We start from the raw sequence: 22,800 nt of genomic DNA, 5'->3' as shown, positions 1-22,800 counted from the left end.
ACCCCGCGTACACCTTAGTGGACCCCTTCACCGACCGCTAGGGGGGCCAGTCCCGCCCGCAGGGAGGCAAACTCCGGCAAAAGCCAAAATTCTCGGCTCTGCACAAGATGGTGGGCATGGTGTTTGGCCCGGCGCATCCAGATTTCATCTCGAATCGGGTCGAAAAGTGCGAAATCTGGCCAACCGCTCTGGGCCAGACCCGCCCACTCCCCCGGCCCCCGCAGCTCCAGATCTTTCTTGGCCAATAAATATCCATCATTCACCGCTTGAAAGGCCTCGATCCGCTGACGAGCGATGTCCGTCAGGGGCCCCGTTAGGACAAAACATACCGCATCCTGCCCCGACCGGCCGATTCGTCCGCGCAACTGATGCAACTGGCTAAGGCCAAATCGTTCAGCGTGATAAATCACCATCATCGTGGCCTCGGGAACGTCGACGCCCACCTCCACGACGGTTGTCGCCACCAAAGCCTGTACAGCGCCCTCCGCAAAAGCCCGCATCACCCGTTCTTTTTCACCGGAAGACATGCGCCCGTGCAACAAGCCGACAGCAAACCCCGCCAATTGTTCCCGAAACCAGTCAAACAGAGAAAGGACATCTTTTTTCGATTCCGGCTGTTCCCCGGGTCTTCCGATCGCCGGAGCCACCACGTATGCCCGCTCACCCCGACTCAATCGCCGACGCAGTTCAAGGACGACCTCTTCTTCCCGGTCCAGCGGCAGCCACCGAGTGACGCGCCGGCCCAGGGTTTCAGCGCGGGCAGGCAAAAAGGATACGTCGACATCGCCAAAAAGGGCCATGGCCAAAGTGCGCGGAATCGGCGTTGCCGACATCGACAACAGGTGGATCGATTCGTTTGGCCGCAGCAGGGCCATCCGCTGCACGACCCCAAATCGCTGTTGTTCATCACACACGGCTGCCCGAAGAGCGGAGTACGGGACATCGCCGAGCACCGCGTGGGTTCCCACGAGGATCCCCGGGCGGCCGGCGGAAATATCGGCAAAATATCGGGTGCGTTCGGCGCGGCCGGTCCCTCCTGTTAACAGCCAAACTGGAAAAGAAAAGCCCGCGAACCAACGAGACAAAATGCGGGCGTGTTGCTCAGCGAGAATTTCGGTGGGAGCCAACAATACCCCTTGTCCGCCGCTCATCGCCGCCGCAAAGAGAACGGCAGCCGCGATCACGGTCTTCCCGGAACCGACGTCGCCGAGGATGAGCCGGCGCATGGGGGCATGTCCGGCGATCTCCTCCGCCACCTCCCGCAACACCCGCCGCTGCCCTTCCGTGGGAGAAAACGGAAGAGCCGCCAAAAAGGCTTCCCACTCCCTCCGGGTCAATCTGAGGGCCGGGGCCCGTCGGCTTTTTTGTCTCCACCGGGCGTACTGGAGCGGAAGCTGAAACCTGAGGCATTCTTCATATACCAATCTTTCCCGGGCCCGACCAAGTCTCTCCCAGTCCCGGGGAAAGTGAATCTCCCGCAGGGCCTCGGCTTTGTCCATGAGCCCCAGCTTCGCCCTCCAGCGCCACGGCAAAGGATCGACGAGATGGGGCTCAGCTTCTTTCAAGGCTGACGCGATCCACGTACGCAGCCACTTGGCATGGAGATCCCCGCTCGTTTGGTACACGGGCACAATCCGGCCCGCATGGGCAGAATGATGAGGGCCGCCCTCGGATACCGGCTCCATATGTTCCACCACCAGGCTGCGCCGGGCGGCCTGCCACCGGCCCACTAACCGCCATCGCTGATAACGGGTCAACCGCTCAAGGACATAGGCCTGACGAAACCAAACCGCGTGAATGCGAATTCCTTGAACGTCCATCGGCACGGCCACCGCCGGGACCCGCCCACCTCTGCTCACCCGGGGCTTCCCCGCCACAGTCCCCTCCACCGCCACCCGGCGGCCGTCTTCCCACTCTCCAGGACGGCGAAGACGGAGATCCTCATAACGAAAGGGATAATGATAAAGGAGATCGCCAATTGACCGAATCCCCAAACTCTCCAAAGCCCTGGCCCTCCGGGGGCCGACGCCAGGCAAGAACGTGACCGGCCGGGCGAGCGGATCCTGCGAAGCGCGGGGATCCTTCTCCATCACTCCACACCCACCACAGCGTCGTAAGTCGTTTCATCTCCCCGAAGCCATTCAAAAGAGAGGCCCGGAAACTTGACGGACACCTGTTCTCGGACCGCCCGCTCCTCCTGAGCACTCACCCGCCTTCCCCAGATCACCGTGACCAATTCGGCCTCTTCAGCCCCGAGGCGCTCAATCAAACCAAGGAGAACGGGAGAAATGGTTTCACCCACCGCCACCACTTGGCCGTCCACCATTCCCTCATAAAGGCCGGACCGCGCACCTGGTGGCAAGGACCCAGAATCAGAAACTTTCCGGATGAATCCCGAACGCACCCTGGCCATGGCCTCCTTCATCCGGCGTTCATTCTCGTCCAATGGGCGGGTGGGCTCGAACACACAGGCGGCCGCCAACCCCTCCGGAACACTGCCGGCTCGAATCACCCGAAGCATCCCGGACCCCAGTGTCCGCAAGGCCCGTTTGACATCTGCCTCCGACCGGCTCTGACAAACCAAAACCGCCGTCTCCGCACTCCCGGTCTCTTGTACAACCCGAGATAACACAGACACCGCCCCGGATCTCCCGCCCACTTCCGAGAGAACGACAGCGGGAACGCCCGCCCCTTCAAACAAACGAGCCGCCCCTTCGTCGTCCACCGCTGCAACCAGAGAACGCCGGGGAACCGAAGATCCCGGCTGCGGAATGGCTGGGGCAACTTCCAGGGATTTGGTCTTCACTTGCATTTGCATATTGTCAATCTTGATCCGATCGAGGGGGCCAAAGGACAAACAATGCTCCAAGACCGTCCCCGGGTGGAAACTATGAATGTGTACCTTGACCCACTCGTCCACCTGGACGACGAGCAAGGAGTCCCCGAGCCCGCACAACGACTGTTCGAGCCGGGCGGTCATCGATTCCCCTTGCCCGGCGACATGGATCAAACACTCGGTGCAATAGCCGTAACCGCCGACGCTTTCACCCCGCCGGCATTCGATTGAGGGGGCTTCGTCCATCGAGGCGGAGGATACTGCCATGCCATCTTCCCGCCGTCGCTCGGCTACAACCGCGATGTCCGCCTCCCACGGCAACGATATTCCGGCGAGCGTTTCGACAAAAGCATCGAGTATCACGGCAAAACCGAGGGCCCCGGAATCCACCACCCCCGGTTGGCGGCGCCCCGAAGGATCCGGGGCTCCCCCCTCAAGCACCGATTCCGCTGCGGCAACAGCCGCCCGGGCGGCTGCCTCCCAGCCCTCGCCAGATCCCTTTATCCAAGCCCGAGCCGTATCCCGGGCAATGCTGAGCATCGTACCTTCAACCGGTTTCTCCACTGCCCGATAGGCAGCTTCCGCCCCGCGATTCCATGCCTCACTCCACCTGGTGAGGGACAGCTCCACTTCCCCTCGGAGGCTACCAGCCAAACCTAGAAAAAACTGCGAAAGAATGACGCCGGAGTTTCCCCTCGCACCGAAGATCAACCCTTTGGCGAATCGAGTGAGCACTTCAGCCGCTCCCGAGGCAGGATGTTCAGCCAACGCCCGGAGCCCAGCATCAAACGTCAACGATAAGTTTGTCCCCGTGTCCGCATCGGGAACGGGAAAGACATTCAGGCGGTTGATGGTCGGTCCTGCCTCACTCAATCGCCGCCCCGCCGCCTCCAATGCCTGGACGAGCGTCTGCCCGTCCAATCGCCTGTCCTCCAACCCAACGCCCTCCTACTTCTCTTCCGGCACCCGAACGCCCTGAACGTACACGTTGATGCGATCCGGGGTGATTCCGAGGGTATCCTGCAAGGTGTAGCGCACCTTTTCGATCACATTGTGGGCTACTTCGGAAATTTTCATGCCGTAAACGACAATGATGTGGAGATCCACCACGGTTTTGTCATCCCGAACCTGTACCTCCACGCCCCGACCAGGGTTGTCCCGTCCCAAAAACTCTGTCAGGCTGTCTTTGACCTGGCGCCGGGAGGCCATCCCCGCCAACCCGTAACACTCCATGGCTGCGGTCCCTGCAATCGTGGCAATGACGTCTTCGACAATGAAAATCTTCCCAATCGCGGTCTGCAGTTCTTTCGGCATCTCCGATCGTTCCCCCTCGCACCCCGGAATCCGGGCGTGACGGTGTGACTTCCCTTGCATTTTACTACAATCGGGCGACCTCGGAAAAGGGACGGAGGGCGATCGCCCCCTCTTCCGGAGGCTGAAGGGAAAATTCCGGAGTTCGGCCCCCCCGAGTACCTTGATCGAACATCGACCCTGTGGTAGCATAGGAAAGTCGACATGCCGTGAGCGGCCGCGGATCCATCGACTGGACGGGGGTGAAACGGATGGCCAAGCGTTGTGAAATCTGTGGACGGGGGCCGGCAACCGGGCACGCGGTGAGCCACTCCCATATACTCACGAAACGCCGCTGGATGCCCAACATCCACAAGATTAGGGCGGAGGTCGGCGGCAGCGTTCGCCGCATTCGGGTCTGTTCCCGTTGCCTGAAGGCCGGAAAAGTCAAAAGGGCTCTTTGAAACAAAAAAGCACCGAGGAGGTGCTTTTTTGTTTAGTCTTTGTGAAAGGCGTTCAGAATCGCTTTTACGATCTCCCCAAGGAAACGAGGCAGTTTGATGGTATAAAAGCGCACAAAAACCCCTCCTCCGCCTCCGGTATCCGTACTCGGACCTGGCCCTTCTTTCAATCGCGTTGCGGTCCCATTGCTCTTTATGTATATTCCTTCTCGGGCTAAATGTGTGCAATCGCCTCCAGGATATCGCCCAACGCTTTTTTTCGGTCCGCCCGCCCAAACACCGCTGAGCCGGCCACCAGCACATCGGCCCCCGCTTTCACCGCCTTGGGAGCGGTTGAAGGATCGATCCCCCCATCCACCTCGACGCAGAGGTCGTCCCGATCCCCTGCCCATTCTCGCAAGAGAGGGATTTTCTCCACCGTTCGGGGAAGGAACGCCTGTCCTCCAAACCCGGGGTTGACCGTCATGACCAAAACCAACTCCACATCCTCCAACACCCAGCGCACCATCTCGGGCGGCGTGGCCGGGTTGAGAGCGACCCCAGGTTTCACCCCTGTCGCCCGGATACTCTGGATCGTTCGGTGTAGATGTGGACAAGCTTCAACGTGGACTGTGATTCGGTCCGCCCCGGCCCGGGCAAAATCCTCAATATAGCGATCCGGATTGGCAATCATCAAATGCACATCCAAGGGCAAATCGGTAACCCTGCGGAGACTCGCCACCACCGGCGGCCCGATCGTAATATTTGGAACAAACTGCCCGTCCATCACGTCCACATGAATCCAATTCGCTCCCGCTTGGGTCACCGATTCCACTTCTTCGGCTAATCGGGCAAAATCCGCCGACAAGATCGACGGCGCCATCATCACCGATCGTCTCATCGTCCTTGCCTCCTTTCACAATCCCCCGTTCACGCAGGGTCATCGTCAGCGGTATCGCTCTTCCCGAGCTTCGCGCAGCTCTTTCAGCCATTCCCGATAATGGTCGTAACGCAAAGGATCGATCCGCCCCTCGGCCAGGGCCGCGGGGACCGCGCACCCTTCCTCTTCTTCGTGCAGGCAGCCTCGGTATCGACAGTCTCTGCCCACCTCAACCAGTTCCGGGAATCCCTTCGGCAGCCTTTCAGGCTCCAAATCCTTGTCGAAGGCCAAAACCCCGAACCCCGGAGTATCGACGACATAAGTATTCTCTTCCAGTCGGAGGAGCTCCACCTGCCGAGTGGTGTGGCGACCCCTTCCCAGACGCCGGCTGACGTCGCCCACGGCCCGATTCAACCCGGGACGCAGAGCGTTAATCAAACTGGATTTGCCCACTCCGGACTGACCGGCGAGGACGCTCACCTTTCCCCGCAACCAGGTGCGTAGGGCATCGATACCCTCCCCGGTCAGGGAGGACGCGAACAGGGTCGGGTACCCCAACCGCCCGTATACCGACACCTCCCTTTCAAAATCGGACCGGTCCTGAAGGAGGTCCGCTTTACTCCAGCACAGCAAAGCGGGGATGTTTTGCAACTCCACAGACACGAGCAGGCGGTCGAGCAGGTGGCGATTCAGATCGGGTTCCCGGATGGAAAAGACCAGTACAGCCAGGTCCACGTTCGCCACTGGGGGGCGGACCAAGACGTTTGTCCGAGACAGCACGTCCTCCACCACGCCCTCGGAGGGCCCGGACAAACGGACCCGCACCGCATCTCCGACCACGGGATGAATCCCCCGCTTCTTCAGGACACCCCGGGCGCGGCAGCGCACCGTTCGCCCTTCGAGATCTACGTCGTAGAATCCGGCCACCACCCGGACAATCCGGCCCTGTGCCCCTTCCGGCACGCCGCTCTCCCCCCTCTTCCTGCTACGTTCCATTGTAAGGGATCACTTTTTCGCCCTGTTGCTGTCCATCCACGTACCACTTGATATCCGCGCCCGTATCTGGGCTGAGAACCACCTGCACCGGATACACTTTACTCACCGATGTCGTCTCCGAGACCACCGTTTGATTGGCCCCTCGGGCGTCCGTGACCACAATCTTCACCTGAACGGGCGAATGACCGGCCGGGATGGCCACCACCACCGGAAACACCGCGGTTTTCGCATCTTGGGGATAACCGCTGGAAACCCACAAATCCACCGCCCGGCCCTTGGGGACCTGGTCTCCGGGCTTGTAAGGCGCCTGCTGAATCACCACGCCGCTCGGCGCTTTATAATCGGGCTGGGTTTGGACTTTGCCCACGGTCAACCCGGCTGCCGTCAACTGCTGCCGGGCATCTTGTTCCGTGCTGCCCACCACATTTGGCACGGTCACCAATTGGGGCCCCTGGCTGACCACGAGTTGTACTTGGTCCTTCCCGGGGACCACCGCCACTTCTTCCCGGGGATATTGCCGGATCACCGTGTCTTTCGGCTGGTCGCTGTACTCATAATTCACCGCGATCTGAGAATCCGGAATCCCGTTTTGTTTAAGCAGTTGTTTCGCCTGGGAGAGCGGCATGTTTTCCACCGCCGGCATAGCCACGGTTTCCTGGCCGATGCTCACCCACAAGGTAATGGAGCGGTTCGCTTTCACCGTAATTCCAGCATCGGGATCTTGTTTGAACACCGCTCCAGGAGGCACCGCATTGCTCGGCATGTCCACCCGTTGGATGTTATTTTGAGAAAATCCGCTTTGTGTGAGTTGGGTCACCGCATCGGCGTAAGGTTTCCCCACAACATTCGGCATGGTGACGTCGGGCACCCGCATCCAGGTTGTAAATGCGTAATACGCCCCAACCCCCAGCACCGCCATGACGAGAAGCACCGCCAGCGTCCACAATGCCGCCCGTTTCACATAGAACCAGCCTCGACGCCGGGGCTTGGCCGCCTCGTCCGCCGCCTTTCGATCAGCATTGTTCTCGGCGCCGGACACCGGTGTGTACAATCGCGTCTCCTCGGACTGACCGTCGCCGTGCTGGGGAACGAATTTCGGGACATCCCTCAGTTCGAGGACGACATCGAGATCCTCCGCCATTTCTTTAACTGAATCATACCGATCCAGCGGATTTTTGGCCATGGCGCGCAGAATCACGTTCTCCATACTTTGGGGAATTCCGGGATTGAGCTGGCGAGGCTCCACCAAGGGTTCCCGCACGTGCTTCAAGGCCACACTGATGGGCGAATCCCCGGAAAAAGGCAGATGGCCGGTGACCATCTCGTATAACACGACCCCCAGGGAATAAATGTCTGATTTAATATCAGTCATCTCTCCCCGGGCTTGTTCGGGTGAAAAATAATGCACAGACCCGATCACCGATCCCGCATAGGTAATCGTGTTGGCCGTGATTGCCCGGGCGATGCCGAAATCGGTCACTTTGACAACCCGGGCATCGGTGATCAAAATATTATGGGGTTTGATGTCTCGATGGACGATGCCGCGATCGTGGGCATGGGCCAGGGCCGCGCACACCTGTCTTCCGATCTCCACCACTTCTTCCACCGGCAGGGGGCCCCGCTGTTGGATCCACTCTTTAAGGGTATGACCTTCGACGTACTCCATGACGATAAAATGATCGTCCCCGTCAGTTCCTACGTCGAAGATATTCACGATATTCGGATGGGATAATGAAGCGGCCGCCTGAGCCTCCCGGCGAAAACGGCGGATAAAATCCGCATCGTCGCCGAATTGGCTGCGCAATACCTTGACAGCCACCCGGCGCCCGAGGACGGTGTCCAGTGCCCGGTACACCACCGACATACCGCCTCCGCCCACCGCCTGTTCAATCTGATATCGACCACCCAGCAAGCGTCCGATCAAAGGCGATCCCCCCGCTCCCCGGGCGCCCCATGCTCCACCGCCACCACCGTAATGTTGTCGGGTCCGCCCCTTCCCAGGGCCGCTTCGATCAAACGATCGAGCCGCCCTTCAAGCGGGACCGTCCCGACCCGCATCGTCTCCAGAATCTCGCCCTCTTCCACCATATTGGACAGCCCATCGGAGCAAAGGAGCAAGATGCCGCCCGCTTCCCAGGAAACCCGGGCGATATCCACTTCAACCCGGGGTTCCATGCCCAGGGCCCGGGTCAACACGTTGCGCCTCGGGTGAACCCGGCTTTCTGCCTCGCTCAATTCCCCGCTTTTGCGCAACTCGTTCACCAAAGAGTGATCATCGGTCAACTGGCGGATAGCTGCCCCGGCGATCAGGTAGGCCCGACTGTCACCGATGTGACCCACCCAGATCTCCCGCTCGTCAAACAGGGCGGCCACCACAGTGGTGCCCATACCCGCCAAGTCTGTGGCGGAAGGATCGTGGGACCGCTCGTAAACCACCCGGTTCGCCTCCCGGATGGCCTCGAGTAAACGTTGCCCCGCCGGACCGGTCGAGCTGTGGAGTTGGCGGCCGATCACGTCGATGGCCAACTGGCTCGCCACCTCCCCTGCCCGGTGGCCGCCCATGCCATCGGCTAGGAGGGCCGCTTTTAAAGGTTCTAAATCCATGTGGATGGCATACCCATCCTGATTGATCGAGCGCACCAAGCCCACGTGGGACCTGGCCGCGACTTCCACCTGCATACGGACACCTCTTCCCGCTTTCCCCTACGCCTCCGTCAACTCATAACCCGCCCGCAACTGCCCACAGGCCGCCGCGATATCCGCACCCATCTCTCGGCGCACGGTGCAAGAAATCCCGTGCCGCTCCAACCGCTCGCGAAACGCTTCCACCTGCCGGCGCGGGGTCCGGTCGAACCGGCGCTCCGGTACGTAATTGACCGGAATGAGGTTCACATGACACGGCAAACCCCTGAGCCGATCCGCCAATTCATCCGCCTGATCCAGTCGATCGTTGATTCCACCGATGAGGGCATACTCAAAGGTCAGGCGTCTCCCGGTCTTTTCCCAATACTCCCGGCAGGCCTCCAACAAGACGGCGATGGGGTAGGCGCGGTTGATGGGCATCAGGCGACTGCGCACCTCGTCATTCGGGGCGTGCAGCGATACCGCCAAAGTGATCTGAAGGCGCTCCTCCGCCAACTTCCGGATGGCGGGCACCATGCCACTCGTGGAGACGGTAATATGTCGCTGCCCGATGCGCAGTCCCTCATCGGCGGTGATCAAACGGATAAAGCGAAGGGTGGCCCCATAATTCTCCAGAGGTTCTCCCGACCCCATCACCACCACGGAGGAGACCCGCTGCCCCTCCTGATCGAGCATGCGCTGGCACGCGAGAACCTGTTCCACCATCTCCCCGGCTTCCAAGTTCCGAACCAGCCCGCCCAAAGTCGATGCGCAGAACTGACAACCCATATGACAGCCTACCTGAGAGGAAACACACACGCTATTGCCATAAGAATGGCGCATGAGCACCGTTTCCACCGTCGCCCCGTCGAATAGGCGAAAAAGGAATTTTGTCGTCCCATCCTTTTTCGACACCTGACGGGTCAGTTCCTCCATGGTCACGAGCCGGGCCCTCTCCCGAATCACATTTCGCAGGGCCTTGGGTAGATTGGTCATCGCATCCACGCTCGTCACGCGCTTTTTATACATCCAATCGAACAGTTGCGCGGCCCGGTACCCCGGCTCACCCTGTTCTTCAAGCCACGTCCGGAGCTCAGCCAGCGTCAGACCATACAAGTGAATCCACGGCTCTCGGCCTTTGCTCTGGGTGTTCTGTTCAGTCACGGCGGATCCCCCTTTGTGCCCCCGAGGGTTTTCGGCGGAGTCGAGCATAATAGAAACCGTCCCCTCCAAAATGAAACGGAAGAATCTGGCGACCAAACCGAGTGGAAAACGTCATTTGGCCGAGGGGGTCCGGCCAGAGGGCTGCCGGGTCTTCGAGATCAAAGTCCGCTCCCTCGGGCCCTGCCAGAAAAGCCTCCACGACCCCATCATTTTCTGCTTCACAGACGGTACAGGTCGCGTAGACCAATATTCCGTCCGGCCGCACGGCCCTGGCTGCGGCCGCCAGCAACTCGCCCTGCAGTTTGACCAGGTCCTGAATGTCTTCGGGGCGCCGGCGCCATTTTAACTCCGGCCGCCGTCGCAAAACCCCGAGGCCGCTACAGGGAGCATCCACCAAGGCGGCGTCAAAAATCCCGAGGGACGGGGCATCTCTCCCATCGGCACACACCGGATGAACGTTTGGCAATCCCAGGCGTCGGGCGGTCTGCTCGATCAAAGGGATTTTATGAGGATGGATATCCACTGCGGTAACCCGCCCGGTGCCCTTCATCCACTCGGCTAGATGCGCAGATTTTCCCCCGGGGGCGGCACACAGGTCCAGAACCTCCCCCCCGGGCTCGGGTTGCAATGTCCAGGCGGCCAGGGTGGCGCTCTCATCCTGCACGCTGCAAGCACCGGACTGAAAGGTGGACAGACGGGAAACGTCCACCCCGCTGACCCGCAGGACTCCGGGGATCACCGGCGACGGCCGCCCTTCCCCCCCTGCTTCCCTGACCGACTCCATAACCTCAGCGACGGATGAGCGCCAAAGGTTTACCCGAAGGGCGAGAGGCGGCGGTTCGTTGTTGCTTTGACAAAGGGCGATCGTCGCTTCTGGGCCGAGCCACGACCACCAGCGTTCCACCATCCACGTCGGATGGGAGGTGCGCCGAGCCACCTCTTCCGGGTTCCCAGGATCTTCCCAGGATCCTGCGGCCCGGGGTTGGGGAGGCGTTTCCTGTTGGCGCTCCAAGGCTCGCAACACACCGTTCACATAACTCGCGGCCCGGGGCTGAGTGCCTTTGACCAATTCGACTGCATCGTGCACCACGGCGTGAGGGGCACAGTGGCGCAGTTTATATAACTGATAGACCGCCATTCGCAGCGTGACCCGGACGACGGCATCAAGGCGAGTAATGGGGATTCGGGACTTGGCATTGATCTGTTCATCTAACCATTGCTGCCACCGCAACGTGCCCTGAACAATCTCCGTAGCCAGGGCGCTGTCCCTCCGGTCCGCACCCAGGCGGTTTAACACCTGCCTTAAAGCGATGTGGCTGTAGGCCCGCCGCTCTTCCACAAGAAGCAGGACTTCAAAAGCCCCCCGCCGGGCGGGTGATACTGCCCCTGCCCTTCCCGAAACCCGGCGCTGCAGGTCTCGCACAGAATTCGTCGCCCGGGCATCCGGGCTCACGTCCCCAGGGACTCCCCAGTTTCGATGCGCCTTCCCCGCGCCCACGCTTCCGCCTCCATCCGATTCTTGCCTTCGGGCTGAACCTGGTGCAGCCACAGGGCTCCCGCCCCTGCTGCCACCAACACTCCGCTCCGGTCCACAGCTAGGATCTCACCGGGTGTGCCGAAACCCCCGGTCCGCGCCTCAACGGTCGTCCGCCAAATTTTCAACACCTTGCCCCGGTGGAGGGTATAACCACCCGACCACGGGCGCAGAGCCCGAATTCGGTTGTGGATCGCCAGGGCCGCTTGCGACCAGTCGATCTTCTCGTCCTCCCGGCAAAGGGGAGGTGCATAAGTGGCCAAAGATTCGTCCTGTTCCCGGGGTTCGATTTCCCCGGCCAACCATCTCGGCAGCACGTTCACCAGGAGCCGCGCCCCCAAGTCGGCCAGGCGCTCGGTCAATGTGCCGGCGTCATCCTCCTCGCCCACCGCCAGTTCTTCCTGATAGACAATCGGCCCCGCGTCCAAAGCTTGTACCATTTTCATGATGGTGATGCCCGTCCGGTCCTGTCCGTCCATCAAGCACCGCTGTATCGGCGCAGCCCCGCGGTATTTGGGCAGCAGGGACGCGTGGATGTTCAAACATCCCCGGGGTGGCAGGTCGAGCAGTTCTTGAGGAAGGATCCGCCCATAGGCGGCGGTCACCGCCACCTCTGGGGCCAGGTCCCGAACCCGCCTTAAAAACTCCTCGTCTTTCACCCGTTCGGGTTGCCAAACGGGGAGACCCAGTTCCTCGGCGGCGCGCTTGACCGCCGGCGGCGAGGGGACCTGACGGCGCCCCACCGGGCGGTCTGGGCGGGTCACCACCGCCCCCACGTTCCACCCCGCCTTGACCAACGCCCTCAGGGAGGGAACGGCAAACTCCGGCGTGCCCATGAACAATACGTTGGTCACGTTTCGACCCTCCGGATGGAACGCGGATCGGTCACCCGGTCGAGAAAAAGAATCCCGTCTAGGTGGTCGATTTCGTGGAGCAAACAGCGGGCCAGGAGTCCCTCGGCGTCCACCACGAGGGGTTCCCCGTTCCGATCCTGGGCCCGCACGATCACATGATGAGCCCGGGTGACATCCGCCTGGACGCCGGGGATACTCAAGCAACCCTCTGGCCCGGTCTGTTCGCCTTCCTCTAATACGACCTCCGGATTCACCAACCCGAGCAGGCCCTCGCCAATATCTGCGACGATGACCCGCTTCAGAATTCCCACTTGGGGAGCCGCCAGGCCGATTCCTTCGGCATCGTACATCGTGTCCGCCATGTCGTCGATCAGCCGCTGAATGTTCGGGGTGACCTTGCTGACCGGCTTAGCCTTTTCTCGCAGTATCGGATCCCCTTGCAAACGGATGATTCGTATCGCCACTGAAACTCACTCCTTTAACGGCGCGACCCCAACCGGGATGCGCCCCCGCTACAAGACCGCTACAACAACATCTGGGCCGCCACGTCCACGCTTACCGATCCTTCGGGATCGCACAGTCCCGCCGATTCCCGCCACACTTCTCGAAACGCCTCCGCCACGTCCGACCATTGGCGATATTTCACCACCACCTGGTGGCGGTACAAACCCCGCAGGCGTCCCAGAGGGGCCGGGCCAGCCCGAAGCACCCGACCCGCCCCGGGGGGCATGACTTCTTTCAGCCGGCGTTCGATGCTGCCCGCCGCCCGGGCCGCTCGATCGGCCTCGGGGTGTCCTGTCCGCCAAACCGCGAGCTCCGAGAAAGGGGGGTAATCCCCGGCGCGCCGGCCGGCCAGCTCTCGGAGGTAGAACACCCGGGGCTGTTGGTCCGCCGCCGCCCGGATGGCGTAATGGTCCGGATTGTAGGTTTGGATGACCGTGATCCCCGGAGTGTCCCCCCGGCCGGACCGCCCCGCCACCTGGACGAGCAGTTGATAGGTGCGTTCCGCTGCACGAAAATCGGGCACATGCAGGGACGTATCGGCAGAAATGACGCCCACCAGTCCAACATTGGGAAAATCGAGACCTTTGGCGATCATTTGCGTCCCGAGGAGTATGTTCGCCTCTCCCCGGGCGAAACGACCCAAGAGCTCTTCATGGGCCCCTTTGCGCCGGGTCGTGTCCACATCCATTCGGACAATTTCGGCCGTGGGAAAGAGATGCCGCAGTTCTTCCTCCACCCTTTGGGTCCCAGTGCCAAAATACCGGATGTACGGCGACCCGCAGTTGGGGCACGTCTCCACGTAGGGAGTGGTATACCCACAGTAGTGGCACCGCAAATCTTCCCCGGACCGGTGGTACGTCAAAGAGATATCGCAGTGGGGACAGCGCATGACGTGACCACAAGCCCGGCACAACACGAAAGTGCTGTAGCCCCGGCGGTTCATAAGGATAACCGCCTGCTCGCCCCGGTCCAGCCGTTCCGCCATCTCCCGCTGGAGTCGACGGCTAAACATCGAGCGATTCCCCTCCCGAAGTTCCCGGCGCATGTCCACCACCACGCACTCCGGGAGGGGGCGCCCGCCCACCCGCTCTTTCAGCGAGGTCGACACGGCTCGTCCCCGTTCCACTAAATGAATCGCCTCCAGGGATGGCGTAGCACTGCCCAGCACCAACACGGCTCCGTGCTGGGCCGCCCGCTTCCAGGCCACCTCCCGGGTCACATAACGGGGGGACTCCTCTTGTTTATACGACACCTCGTGCTCTTCGTCCATGACGACCAGACCCAGGTGGTCCACCGGAGCAAAAATCGCCGACCGCGCCCCGACGGCCACGGACGCCTCCCCGCGCCGGAGCCGCATCCACTCGTCGTGGCGCTCCCCCGGGGACAAACGACTGTGCAAAACCGCCACCTGCTCCCCGAATCGACCCCGGAACCGCGCCACGGTCTGTGGGGTCAAAGCGATCTCCGGCACCAACACGATGGCCCGGCGCCCCCGGCGAAGCGCCTCTTCCATCGCCCGAAGGTACACCTCGGTCTTCCCGCTGCCCGTCACCCCGTACAATAACACCGGCCTATGATCCGGCGCCTCCATCTGGGTCACAATCGCTGCCAAGGCCCGGCGCTGATCTTCATTCAACTCCGGCCTCTCCCCGGTATCCCACCCCGGGTCGCGGCCCGATCCCGGGTCCCTCCGGATCGCCCGGGACTCCAACTGCACCAGGCCGCGCTTGACCAGTCCGCTCACCGCCTCCCGGCTGACACCGGACAACCGGGCCATCTCCCCGACGGGGAGAGGGTCGAGATCCCGGGAGAGCCACCAAGTCAAAAGCTCTGCTTGCCGAGGCGCCCGACCGCGCATCCTCTCAGCGGCCTCTTGGAGGGATTTCTTATCCAAGACAGGGACGGCCACCTGGACCGTTTTCGGTCCGACCACTTGGCCCTCGGTCCGTTCCACCCACCATCCCCTGGCAAGCCCCGTTCTCAGGGTGCCCAGGTCACCGCCCAAGGCCGCCAAGAGCTGCTCCCTGGACAGGGGCCTACGGGCCAAACGCCCCATCACCCCGCCGCCAACTCCGGCGATATGGGCCGCCTCTCCGGCTCCGGGTCCCGGTTCGTAATACCGGTTCACCTTTCCAAAGGCCCCGGGCGGCAACACCGTGCGGAAGGCCGCGGATCGGGTACATAGATACCGTTCGGAAAGCCACTCGGCGAGTTCGAGAAGATCCCGGGGCACCACCGGTTCCGTGTCCAGCACGTCCCGGATCGGCTTGAGTCCGGACAGGGACTCCGCGAGCTGCGGATCGGTCCGCTCCACGATAATTCCCATCACCGACCGCCGCCCGAAGGGGACCAACACCCGGGCACCCGGAAGCGCCCAAGACTTCAGGGATTCAGGCACCCGGTACGTAAACGTCCGGTCCACCGCCTGGACCCGGAGTTCTGTCAACACTTCAACGGCAATCACGATCCTGCCCCCACCTTGCCCCGGGTGTCCCGAATCACGTCCAAGAGGCGATCTGCCACCTCCCGTTTCGACAGCGGAGGAAGCGCCAAAGCGGTACCGTCCCGGCCGTAGATCGTCACAATATTCGTATCGACGGCAAACCCCGCCCCGGCCATGGAGACATCATTGGCGACGATGTAGTCGAGGCTCTTGCGTCTTAACTTTTCCAGAGCGTTTTTCTCTACATCTTCCGTTTCCGCGGCAAAACCGACGATCACCTGATCCGGTCGACGGTGCCTGGATACTTCCATCAGGATATCCGGGTTGCGGACCAACTCCACGGTGAGTGGCCCTTCCGTCTTTTTGACCTTCGAGGGATGAACCACCGCCGGCCGATAATCTGACACCGCCGCGGCCTTGATTAAAACATCATGCATCGGAAGGTTTGCAAGAACAGCGTCCCGCATCTCCAGGGCCGTCTCGACCCGGATGAGGCGAACCCCCTCCGGGGAGCGGAGCTCTCCCGGCCCTGCCACTAGGGTCACGGTTGCCCCCCGATCCCGGGCCGCTTCCGCCACGGCATAGCCCATTTTGCCGGTGGAGCGGTTGGACAGTATCCGGACGGGATCAAAGGGCTCCCAAGTGGCACCGGCAGTCACCAACACGCGGACGTCCGCAAAGTCCCGGCGGCGGTTTAAAACGGCCTCCACGACTTCGACGATCTCATCGGGTTCCGCCATGCGGCCCTTCCCGGTATACCCACAGGCCAGAGGGCCCTCCCCAGGGTCGACGATGACACAGCCCCGGGCCCGGAGACGGGCGATATTTTCTTGGACAGCAGGGTGGCCAAACATGTGAACGTTCATCGCCGGGGCGAAGATGACCGGAGACCTCGTGGCGAGCAGCGTGGTGGACAGCATGTCATCCGCCAGCCCCCAAGCGGCTTTTGCGAGAATGTCGGCTGTTGCCGGCGCCACCACGAACACATCCGCCAAATCCGCCAGGTGAATGTGCTGGATCACCGAAGGATCCGTCTCGTCGAATACGTCCACCGCCACGGGGTGTTTCGTAATGCTTTGGAACGTAAGGGGTGTGATGAACTTCGCGGCCCCTTCGGTTAGAATGACGTGAACCCTGGCGCCGGATTTCACGAGACGACTGCACAGGGCTGCCGACTTGTAAGCGGCGATGCCTCCAGTCACCCCAACGATGATCTCACGGTCTTTCACCCTGTTCCCCTCCCGAGAAAAAAGAACAACCCCATCGGTTGTTCCCTCGCCCCATTACTTGGACAGCACGCATTTTACCTTATCCGCGGCGATCTCAAACAACGCCACCGAGACGACTTTCCCGGAAGGAACTGACACAAGAGAACGCGCCCCTTCCTGGAGCCGCCTGGCACGGCGGGCTGCCGCCACCACCAGGGCGTATTTACTTTCTACCTTTGTCATCAGTTGATCGATGGATGGATACAGCATCTGCAATCCCCCTTTCAATCCACGATTCGTAAAATTTCCGGTTGCGCCGAACGCTGTGGTGTTCTGCGACGATAATCGATTGGATGCGGTGGCAGGCCAGTTCAACCTCGTCGTTAATGACCACGTAATCATACTCCCACAACTGTCGAATTTCGTCCGAAACCGCCCCAAAGCGCAGCCGGAAACTCTCGGCCGTCTCCGAACCCCGGCCAAGAATCCGATTTTTCAATTCCCGTACCGAAGGAGGGAGCAAAAACACAAACACCCCCCGGGGGAACTGCTCCTTGACCTTGCGAGCCCCCTGGATATCGATTTCTAAAAGCACATCGAGCCCCGCCCGCAGTTGGTCTTCCACGTATTGCCGCGGCGTGCCGTAGTAGTTCCCGTACACCTCGGCCCATTCCAGTAATTCGCCATCCCGAATCATGCGTTCGAATTCCTGCCGGGATCGGAAGAAATAGTTAACCCCTTCCTGCTCCCCTTGCCTGGGCGCCCGCGTAGTGACCGATACCGAATATTTCATCGCAGGCAGGTGTTCGCGCAATGCGGTGCAGACGGTTCCCTTGCCCGCACCCGAAGGACCCGACAGGACGACCAGGAGTCCCTCGGGCCGATCCATCGTCTTCCCCTGATCCATGGCCGTGGCGTTATTCCTCCTCTTCCGCCGCCGCATCCCTAGCCACTAAACGGTGGGCCACCGTTTCCGGCTGCACGGCAGACAGAATGATATGGTCGCTGTCGGTAATAATCACCGCCCGGGTTCGACGGCCGTAGGTGGCGTCAATCAGCATTCCCCGATCCCTGGCTTCCTGAATGATGCGCTTAATCGGGGCTGACTCAGGGCTGACGATGGATACAATCCGGTTGGCGGATACGATATTGCCAAACCCAATATTGATCAATCGAATACTCACTCCGCATTCCTCCCAGCCATACGAATCGGGGTCACTCGACGTTCTGCACCTGTTCCCGCAACTGTTCGAGAACCGTTTTCGCGTCCACCACCCGCAGGGCAATCTCGGCGCTACACGCTTTGGCCCCAATCGTATTGAACTCCCGAAACATCTCTTGCAATAAAAAATCTAACCGCCGCCCCACAGCTTCTCGGCTGCCCAAGGCCGCTTCGAATTGACCCAGGTGACTGGAGAGCCGGACGATCTCCTCCTCTATGCTCGCTCGATCGGCCAGCATCGCCACCTCCACCGCAATCCGTCCGGCATCCACAACCCCCGGGAGATTCCATTCTTGCATCTTCTCCTCCAAGCGCCGCCGATACTCCTTGGGGACCTCCGCGGCCAGCAGACCGATCTCTTCCACCAGTCGGCTGAGATGGGAGAAGCGGTGCCGGGCATCCTCTTCCAACCGCTCACCCTCCCGGCGCCGGGCTGTAGCCAGCATCCTCAGCGCGGCATCCAAGGCCCGTTTCACAACCGGGCGGGCCACCTCCGGATCGACGGCCGCCTCCTGGGGGCGAACCACCCCCGGTATCGCCAAAATATCCCGCAGGCTAATCCCGTCGGGAAAGCCTAAGTCCGCCGCCAGGGCATCTCCGGCTTTTTTCACCGCCCGGGCGAGGGCGATGTCGAGAATCGCCGGGTCCCCCACGGTTGGATCCGGTAGAACGGATATGTATACGTCAACCCGGCCCCGGGAGATCTCTCGGGCCACTGCCCGGCGGAGATCATCCTCCAGAGCGAGCCACTCGCGGGGCCCACGGATCGCGATCTCACGAAATCGGTGATTCACCGAACGAATCTCTACTCCCACCGTGTATCCGGCCCCTTGGCCGGTTCCCCGTCCATACCCGGTCATGCTTTTCAGCACATCGCCACCCCTTTTTCACACTCCATTCTACTTCAACCTGGGAACCACAGACAACAGGCCACCTCACTGCCGGCTTTGCAAAGCTATGCACGCATACGGCCCTTGACAAAATCCATCAGCTATGATCCACCGGATCTCAGGCTCCTGCGAGGAACGCGAAGCGGGAGGCTTTTCGATAAGGATCCCTTCACTTGGAAGGAACGCCATGAAAAAAGCCCGCGGCCAACATCCGCGGACCCCGTGCGGCGAACTTTTCGACCCATCTTGGCACCTTAGTCCGGCTGTCCAATTTCCCCCCGAAACACCTCTACCGCAGGCCCCGTCATGTACACCCGACCATCCTCAGCCCACTCGATCTTCAGCGTGCCGCCGGGCAAATGCACCTGAACCTTCCGGCCGGATCGACCTTCCAGCACCCCGGCCACCACGGCGGCACAGGCCCCGGTCCCACAAGCCAAAGTTTCTCCACATCCCCGCTCCCACACCCGCAGCCGAATCTCCCCAGGATCCAGAGTCTCGACGAATTCCACGTTCACTCGATTCGGGAACAGGGGGTTCGTCTCGACCTCCGACCCCACGCCTCGCACATCCGTGCCTTCCACATCATCCACGAAAATGACCGCATGGGGATTACCCATGGACACTGCCGTAAACGCCCATTCCCGCCCGGCCGCCTCCACCCTCCCCGAGGGAGTGCCGCCCTCGGCCAATGCCACGGGTATCCGGCCCGGCTCAAGAATCGGCTCGCCCATGTCCACGGTGACTTCTTCCACCCGGGAACCGTTGCCTCCGAGCACGATGCGCTGCAGTCCGGCCAACGTTTCCACCACGAGATCCCGGCGTCGGACCAATCCCCGTTCAAAGGCGTATTTCCCCACGCATCGCACGGCATTGCCGCACTGTTCCGCTTCAGACCCGTCGGCATTAAAAATTCGCATCTGCACATCTGCCCGGTCCGACGGAAGCACAAACACCAACCCATCCGCGCCAATGCCGAAATGGCGGTCGCACCAATTCCGAGCCAGGGCCCCCGGATCCACCGGCAAGGCGTGACCTTCCACCACAACAAAATCGTTTCCAAGGCCATGCATCTTGACAAATTTCAACTGAGAAGCCTCCTATCCCCGGCTCGGGCTCAACCGGGACCGGGCGGGTCGGGACAGGCTGCGGAGGTTCAGGGCAAAGGTCGGAATCGCCGCCGCCACCAGAATGGTCACCCAGTCCGAAATTCCGAGGGGCACCGTCCGGAATACCGGTTGCAGGGCCGGCGTGTACAGGACCAGCACCATGAGCGCCACCGAGGACAGCACCGCCGCCACCAACCACGGATTTCCAAAGATATTCCTCGAAAAAATACCTTGATCCACGCTGCGACAGTCGAAGACGTGAACGAGCTGGGACATCACCAAGGTACAAAAAGCCATCGTTTGCGCTTTCGAGAGAGCATCCGGGGCCGACCGCCACTCCAGCCAAAACACCGCTAAGGCCGCCAGGCCGATGAACAAACCGCGGCTAATAATTTTAAAACCCAACCCCCCGGCAAATATACTCTCCTTCACATCCCGGGGCGGCCGTTCCATGAGATCTCCTTCCGGGGGATCCACCCCGAGGGCAATGGCCGGGAGGCCGTCGGTCACCAAATTCACCCACAGAATCTGGATCGGCACCAAGGGGAGGGGCAGACCCACCAGCATCGCCGTGAACAAGGTGACGATCTCCCCGACGTTGCAAGACAAAAGATAACGGACAAACTTGCGGATATTGTCGTAAATCCCCCGGCCTTCCTCCACCGCCGCTACAATAGTGGCGAAGTTATCATCGGCGAGGATCAACGACGAAGCCTCCTTGGCGACGTCCGTTCCCCCTCTCCCCATGGCCACACCGATATCCGCCGCCTTGATCGCCGGGGCGTCGTTGACCCCGTCCCCGGTCATCGCCACCACATGGCCCCGGGCTTGAAGGGCTTTCACAATGCGCAATTTGTGTTCGGGCGAAACCCGGGCATACACATAGATCCGATCCGCGCGCTCCGCCAATTGCTTGTCGGACATATTGTAAAGATCCGCCCCGCTGACCGTCAACCCATTCTTCGGGAGGATGCCCAGGCGCCGGGCGATGGCTTCGGCGGTGGCCTGATGGTCGCCGGTGATCATCACCGTCCGGATCCCCGCCCGGCGACAGATCTGAATCGCCTGGAAAACCTCTTCTCTCGGGGGATCGATCATGCCCGCCAGGCCGACAAACACCATCTCCGTCTCTTGTTGATTCTCCTCCCGCCGCACTTGAGCCTGTTGAAGGGGCCGATAGGCAAAGGCCAAGTTCCGCATAGCCGTCCCCGCCATCTCTGCGTTCATGGAGAGGATTTCCCGGCGATGGGCGGCCGTCAGGGCCGTCACCCGGCCGTTCCACAAAATAAAATCACAGCGGTCCAACAGGACATCCGGGGCCCCTTTGGCCATCAGCAGGTAAGATTCTTCCTCACCGGTCTGCCGGACCACCACCGACATCATTTTGCGATTGGAGTCAAAGGGGTTTTCCAGGACTTTTTCGTATTTTGCCGCAAGGACATCGCTCCAAATGTCCGCTTTGCCGGCGAGGACCAGAAGCGCCCCTTCGGTGGGATCCCCGTGAATCGTCCATCCCTCCGGCGCTTTGGGCTCCTCGATCAGCTCGGAATTATTGCATAGGACGGCGATTTCCAAAAGTTTCTTCAGATCCGGGTGGGTCTTTGGGTTCACCACGTGCTCGCCTTTAAAGAACTTCCCTTCTGGCGTGTACCCGACTCCGCTCACCGCCAGGCGGGTACCGCCGACCCACAGGCCCTGGACGGTCATCTTGTTTTGGGTGAGGGTTCCGGTTTTGTCCGAACAGATCACCGTGGCGCACCCCAGCGTCTCCACGGCCGGGAGTCGCCGCACGATGGCCCGGCGCCGAATCATGCGCTGGACCCCGAGGGCCAGGGCAATGGTGACGATGGCGGGGAGACCTTCGGGAATCACCGCTACAGCAAGGCTCACCCCGGCGAGAAACATGTTGTATACGTCATGTCCCCGGGAGATGCCGATGACCACCACCAAAGCCGTGACACCGAGCGCCACCCACACGAGAATTTTTCCGAGTTGGTCGAGACGGCGCTGCAGAGGCGTTTGGGTGTCTTCAGACTGCTGGATCAGATCGGCAATGAGCCCCATTTCCGTCTGCATGCCGGTGGCGATGACAACGGCCATGGCCTTGCCCCGGGTAACGAGGGTGCCCATGTAGGCCATGTTCTTGCGATCGCCCAGTGACAAGTGTTCTTCCTCCAGGGGCCCGAAAGTCTTTCGGACCGGAACCGATTCCCCGGTCAGGGATGACTCTTCGATCTCGAGGCCCTGACCCTGCAAGAGCCGCAGATCGGCGGGCACCCGGTCCCCGGCTTCGAGAAACACGATATCCCCTGGCACCAGGTCGGCGGCAGGGATGATCCACTTTTTCCCGCCCCTCAGCACATGGGCCGTGGGAGCCGTGAGCTCCCGCAGGGAGGCCAGGGATTTTTCCGCCCGAAATTCCTGAACAAAACCCAGGATTCCATTGACGATAATAATGGCGATGATGGCCACCGCATCGGTGTATTCTCCGAGCAACCCGGAAATCAGCGTGGCCGCCAAAAGCACCAAAACCATGAAATCCCGAAATTGATTGAGGAAAATCCCCAGAGGCGACAGTTTTTTCCCTTCTTCAATTCGATTCGGCCCGTACTCTCGAAGGCGGCGTCCAGCCTCCTCCTCATCCAGGCCCTCTGACGACGACCCCAGCAGAGCCAGCGCCGTTTCTCCGTCCACGGTGTGCCAATAGACTTTTTCCACATCGCCACCCCTTTTCCGTCCTCCAGGTCTGTCACCTAGACGATGTCTATGCCTTGTCAGGTCCGTCCATGACGGTGGGGGGATTTGACG

General features: G+C 61.2%; 21 protein-coding genes. 1 reads left to right on the top strand and 20 read right to left on the bottom strand.

What is annotated here, in order from left to right:
- Nucleotides 1-14: 14 nt before the first annotated feature.
- Genes K6T64_RS07370 through K6T64_RS07360 form a run of 3 tightly spaced genes read right to left on the bottom strand, consistent with a single transcriptional unit; the run spans nt 15 to nt 4,150 of the window.
- A complete protein-coding gene (locus K6T64_RS07370) occupies nt 15-2,090 on the bottom strand; it encodes an ATP-dependent DNA helicase RecG (protein WP_288009312.1) in 2,076 nt (691 codons plus the stop codon).
- Nucleotides 2,090-3,772: a DAK2 domain-containing protein gene (locus tag K6T64_RS07365; protein ID WP_288009311.1), complete on the bottom strand. Its 1,683-nt coding sequence runs from the start codon at nt 3,770-3,772 to the stop codon at nt 2,090-2,092. Before K6T64_RS07365 ends, K6T64_RS07370 begins: the two co-directional genes overlap by 1 nt.
- A gap of 12 nt (nt 3,773-3,784) precedes the next feature.
- A complete protein-coding gene (locus K6T64_RS07360; protein WP_100667884.1) occupies nt 3,785-4,150 on the bottom strand; it encodes an Asp23/Gls24 family envelope stress response protein in 366 nt (121 codons plus the stop codon).
- A 248-nt stretch (nt 4,151-4,398) separates the two neighbouring features.
- Here K6T64_RS07360 and rpmB point away from each other — a divergent pair, with 248 nt between their 5' ends.
- Nucleotides 4,399-4,590, top strand: coding sequence for a 50S ribosomal protein L28 (gene rpmB, locus K6T64_RS07355; RefSeq protein ID WP_100669356.1), 192 nt, complete (start codon nt 4,399-4,401; stop codon nt 4,588-4,590).
- Nucleotides 4,591-4,622: 32 nt separating this feature from the next.
- On the opposite strand, the gene spoVM is transcribed toward rpmB, so the two are convergent.
- From spoVM to K6T64_RS07270, 17 genes are all read right to left on the bottom strand, one after another.
- Nucleotides 4,623-4,703, bottom strand: coding sequence for a stage V sporulation protein SpoVM (gene spoVM / locus K6T64_RS07350; RefSeq protein WP_041303890.1), 81 nt, complete (start codon nt 4,701-4,703; stop codon nt 4,623-4,625).
- Nucleotides 4,704-4,801: 98 nt separating this feature from the next.
- Nucleotides 4,802-5,467, bottom strand: coding sequence for a ribulose-phosphate 3-epimerase (gene rpe, locus K6T64_RS07345; protein WP_100667885.1), 666 nt, complete (start codon nt 5,465-5,467; stop codon nt 4,802-4,804).
- A gap of 45 nt (nt 5,468-5,512) precedes the next feature.
- Nucleotides 5,513-6,409 carry a ribosome small subunit-dependent GTPase A gene (rsgA, locus tag K6T64_RS07340; RefSeq protein ID WP_100667886.1) on the bottom strand — a complete coding sequence of 299 codons (897 nt, stop codon included), beginning with the start codon at nt 6,407-6,409 and terminating at the stop codon, nt 5,513-5,515.
- Nucleotides 6,410-6,431: 22 nt separating this feature from the next.
- Nucleotides 6,432-8,366, bottom strand: coding sequence for a Stk1 family PASTA domain-containing Ser/Thr kinase (pknB, locus tag K6T64_RS07335; protein WP_288009309.1), 1,935 nt, complete (start codon nt 8,364-8,366; stop codon nt 6,432-6,434).
- Nucleotides 8,363-9,121: a Stp1/IreP family PP2C-type Ser/Thr phosphatase gene (locus K6T64_RS07330; protein WP_013075427.1), complete on the bottom strand. Its 759-nt coding sequence runs from the start codon at nt 9,119-9,121 to the stop codon at nt 8,363-8,365. The genes pknB and K6T64_RS07330 overlap by 4 nt, the downstream gene beginning before the upstream one ends.
- A 24-nt stretch (nt 9,122-9,145) precedes the next feature.
- A complete protein-coding gene (gene rlmN, locus K6T64_RS07325; protein ID WP_100667888.1) occupies nt 9,146-10,228 on the bottom strand; it encodes a dual-specificity RNA methyltransferase RlmN in 1,083 nt (360 codons plus the stop codon).
- On the bottom strand, nt 10,221-11,726 hold the full coding sequence (gene rsmB / locus K6T64_RS07320) for a 16S rRNA (cytosine(967)-C(5))-methyltransferase RsmB (protein ID WP_288009308.1): 1,506 nt from the start codon (nt 11,724-11,726) through the stop codon (nt 10,221-10,223). Before rsmB ends, rlmN begins: the two co-directional genes overlap by 8 nt.
- Nucleotides 11,678-12,616, bottom strand: a complete 939-nt coding sequence (fmt, locus tag K6T64_RS07315) for a methionyl-tRNA formyltransferase (RefSeq protein WP_288009306.1) — start codon at nt 12,614-12,616, stop codon at nt 11,678-11,680. Before fmt ends, rsmB begins: the two co-directional genes overlap by 49 nt.
- The gene (gene def / locus K6T64_RS07310; protein ID WP_100667890.1) at nt 12,613-13,080 is read right to left on the bottom strand and encodes a peptide deformylase; all 468 of its coding nucleotides are present in this window, start codon (nt 13,078-13,080) and stop codon (nt 12,613-12,615) included. Before def ends, fmt begins: the two co-directional genes overlap by 4 nt.
- A 59-nt stretch (nt 13,081-13,139) precedes the next feature.
- The gene (priA, locus tag K6T64_RS07305) at nt 13,140-15,584 is read right to left on the bottom strand and encodes a primosomal protein N' (protein WP_288009304.1); all 2,445 of its coding nucleotides are present in this window, start codon (nt 15,582-15,584) and stop codon (nt 13,140-13,142) included.
- Nucleotides 15,581-16,792: a bifunctional phosphopantothenoylcysteine decarboxylase/phosphopantothenate--cysteine ligase CoaBC gene (gene coaBC, locus K6T64_RS07300; protein WP_170085727.1), complete on the bottom strand. Its 1,212-nt coding sequence runs from the start codon at nt 16,790-16,792 to the stop codon at nt 15,581-15,583. Before coaBC ends, priA begins: the two co-directional genes overlap by 4 nt.
- 54 nt (nt 16,793-16,846) lie before the next feature.
- A complete protein-coding gene (gene rpoZ, locus K6T64_RS07295; protein ID WP_013075420.1) occupies nt 16,847-17,041 on the bottom strand; it encodes a DNA-directed RNA polymerase subunit omega in 195 nt (64 codons plus the stop codon).
- Nucleotides 16,995-17,678 carry a guanylate kinase gene (gene gmk, locus K6T64_RS07290; protein WP_100667893.1) on the bottom strand — a complete coding sequence of 228 codons (684 nt, stop codon included), beginning with the start codon at nt 17,676-17,678 and terminating at the stop codon, nt 16,995-16,997. Before gmk ends, rpoZ begins: the two co-directional genes overlap by 47 nt.
- A 10-nt stretch (nt 17,679-17,688) precedes the next feature.
- Nucleotides 17,689-17,955 (bottom strand): extracellular matrix/biofilm regulator RemA, encoded by a 267-nt coding sequence (gene remA, locus K6T64_RS07285; RefSeq protein ID WP_100667894.1) that lies wholly within the window; start codon nt 17,953-17,955, stop codon nt 17,689-17,691.
- A 31-nt stretch (nt 17,956-17,986) separates the two neighbouring features.
- Entirely contained in the window at nt 17,987-18,865 is an 879-nt protein-coding gene (locus K6T64_RS07280) for a YicC/YloC family endoribonuclease (RefSeq protein WP_288009299.1), read from the bottom strand.
- A gap of 272 nt (nt 18,866-19,137) precedes the next feature.
- The gene (gene dapF, locus K6T64_RS07275; RefSeq protein ID WP_288009298.1) at nt 19,138-19,971 is read right to left on the bottom strand and encodes a diaminopimelate epimerase; all 834 of its coding nucleotides are present in this window, start codon (nt 19,969-19,971) and stop codon (nt 19,138-19,140) included.
- A 12-nt stretch (nt 19,972-19,983) separates the two neighbouring features.
- Nucleotides 19,984-22,710, bottom strand: coding sequence for a calcium-translocating P-type ATPase, SERCA-type (locus tag K6T64_RS07270; protein WP_288009297.1), 2,727 nt, complete (start codon nt 22,708-22,710; stop codon nt 19,984-19,986).
- Between the last annotated feature and the right edge of the window lie 90 nt (nt 22,711-22,800).

The organism is Kyrpidia sp., assembly GCF_023512215.1.
GTDB classification, from domain to species: Bacteria; Bacillota; Bacilli; order Kyrpidiales; family Kyrpidiaceae; genus Kyrpidia; species Kyrpidia spormannii.
Note: the sequence above shows the minus strand (reverse complement) of the source record. Positions and strands in the feature narration are given on the sequence as shown.

Excerpts from the sequence above, each read along its gene's own strand:
- rpmB (WP_100669356.1), top strand. The coding sequence starts at position 4,399 with ATGGCCAAGCGTTGTGAAATCTGTGGACGGGGGCCGGCAACCGGGCAC.
- K6T64_RS07370 (WP_288009312.1), bottom strand. The coding sequence starts at position 2,090 with ATGGAGAAGGATCCCCGCGCTTCGCAGGATCCGCTCGCCCGGCCGGTC.
- rpe (WP_100667885.1), bottom strand. The coding sequence starts at position 5,467 with ATGAGACGATCGGTGATGATGGCGCCGTCGATCTTGTCGGCGGATTTT.
- rpoZ (WP_013075420.1), bottom strand. The coding sequence starts at position 17,041 with ATGCTGTATCCATCCATCGATCAACTGATGACAAAGGTAGAAAGTAAA.
- gmk (WP_100667893.1), bottom strand. The coding sequence starts at position 17,678 with ATGGATCAGGGGAAGACGATGGATCGGCCCGAGGGACTCCTGGTCGTC.
- K6T64_RS07330 (WP_013075427.1), bottom strand. The coding sequence starts at position 9,121 with ATGCAGGTGGAAGTCGCGGCCAGGTCCCACGTGGGCTTGGTGCGCTCG.
- K6T64_RS07360 (WP_100667884.1), bottom strand. The coding sequence starts at position 4,150 with ATGCCGAAAGAACTGCAGACCGCGATTGGGAAGATTTTCATTGTCGAA.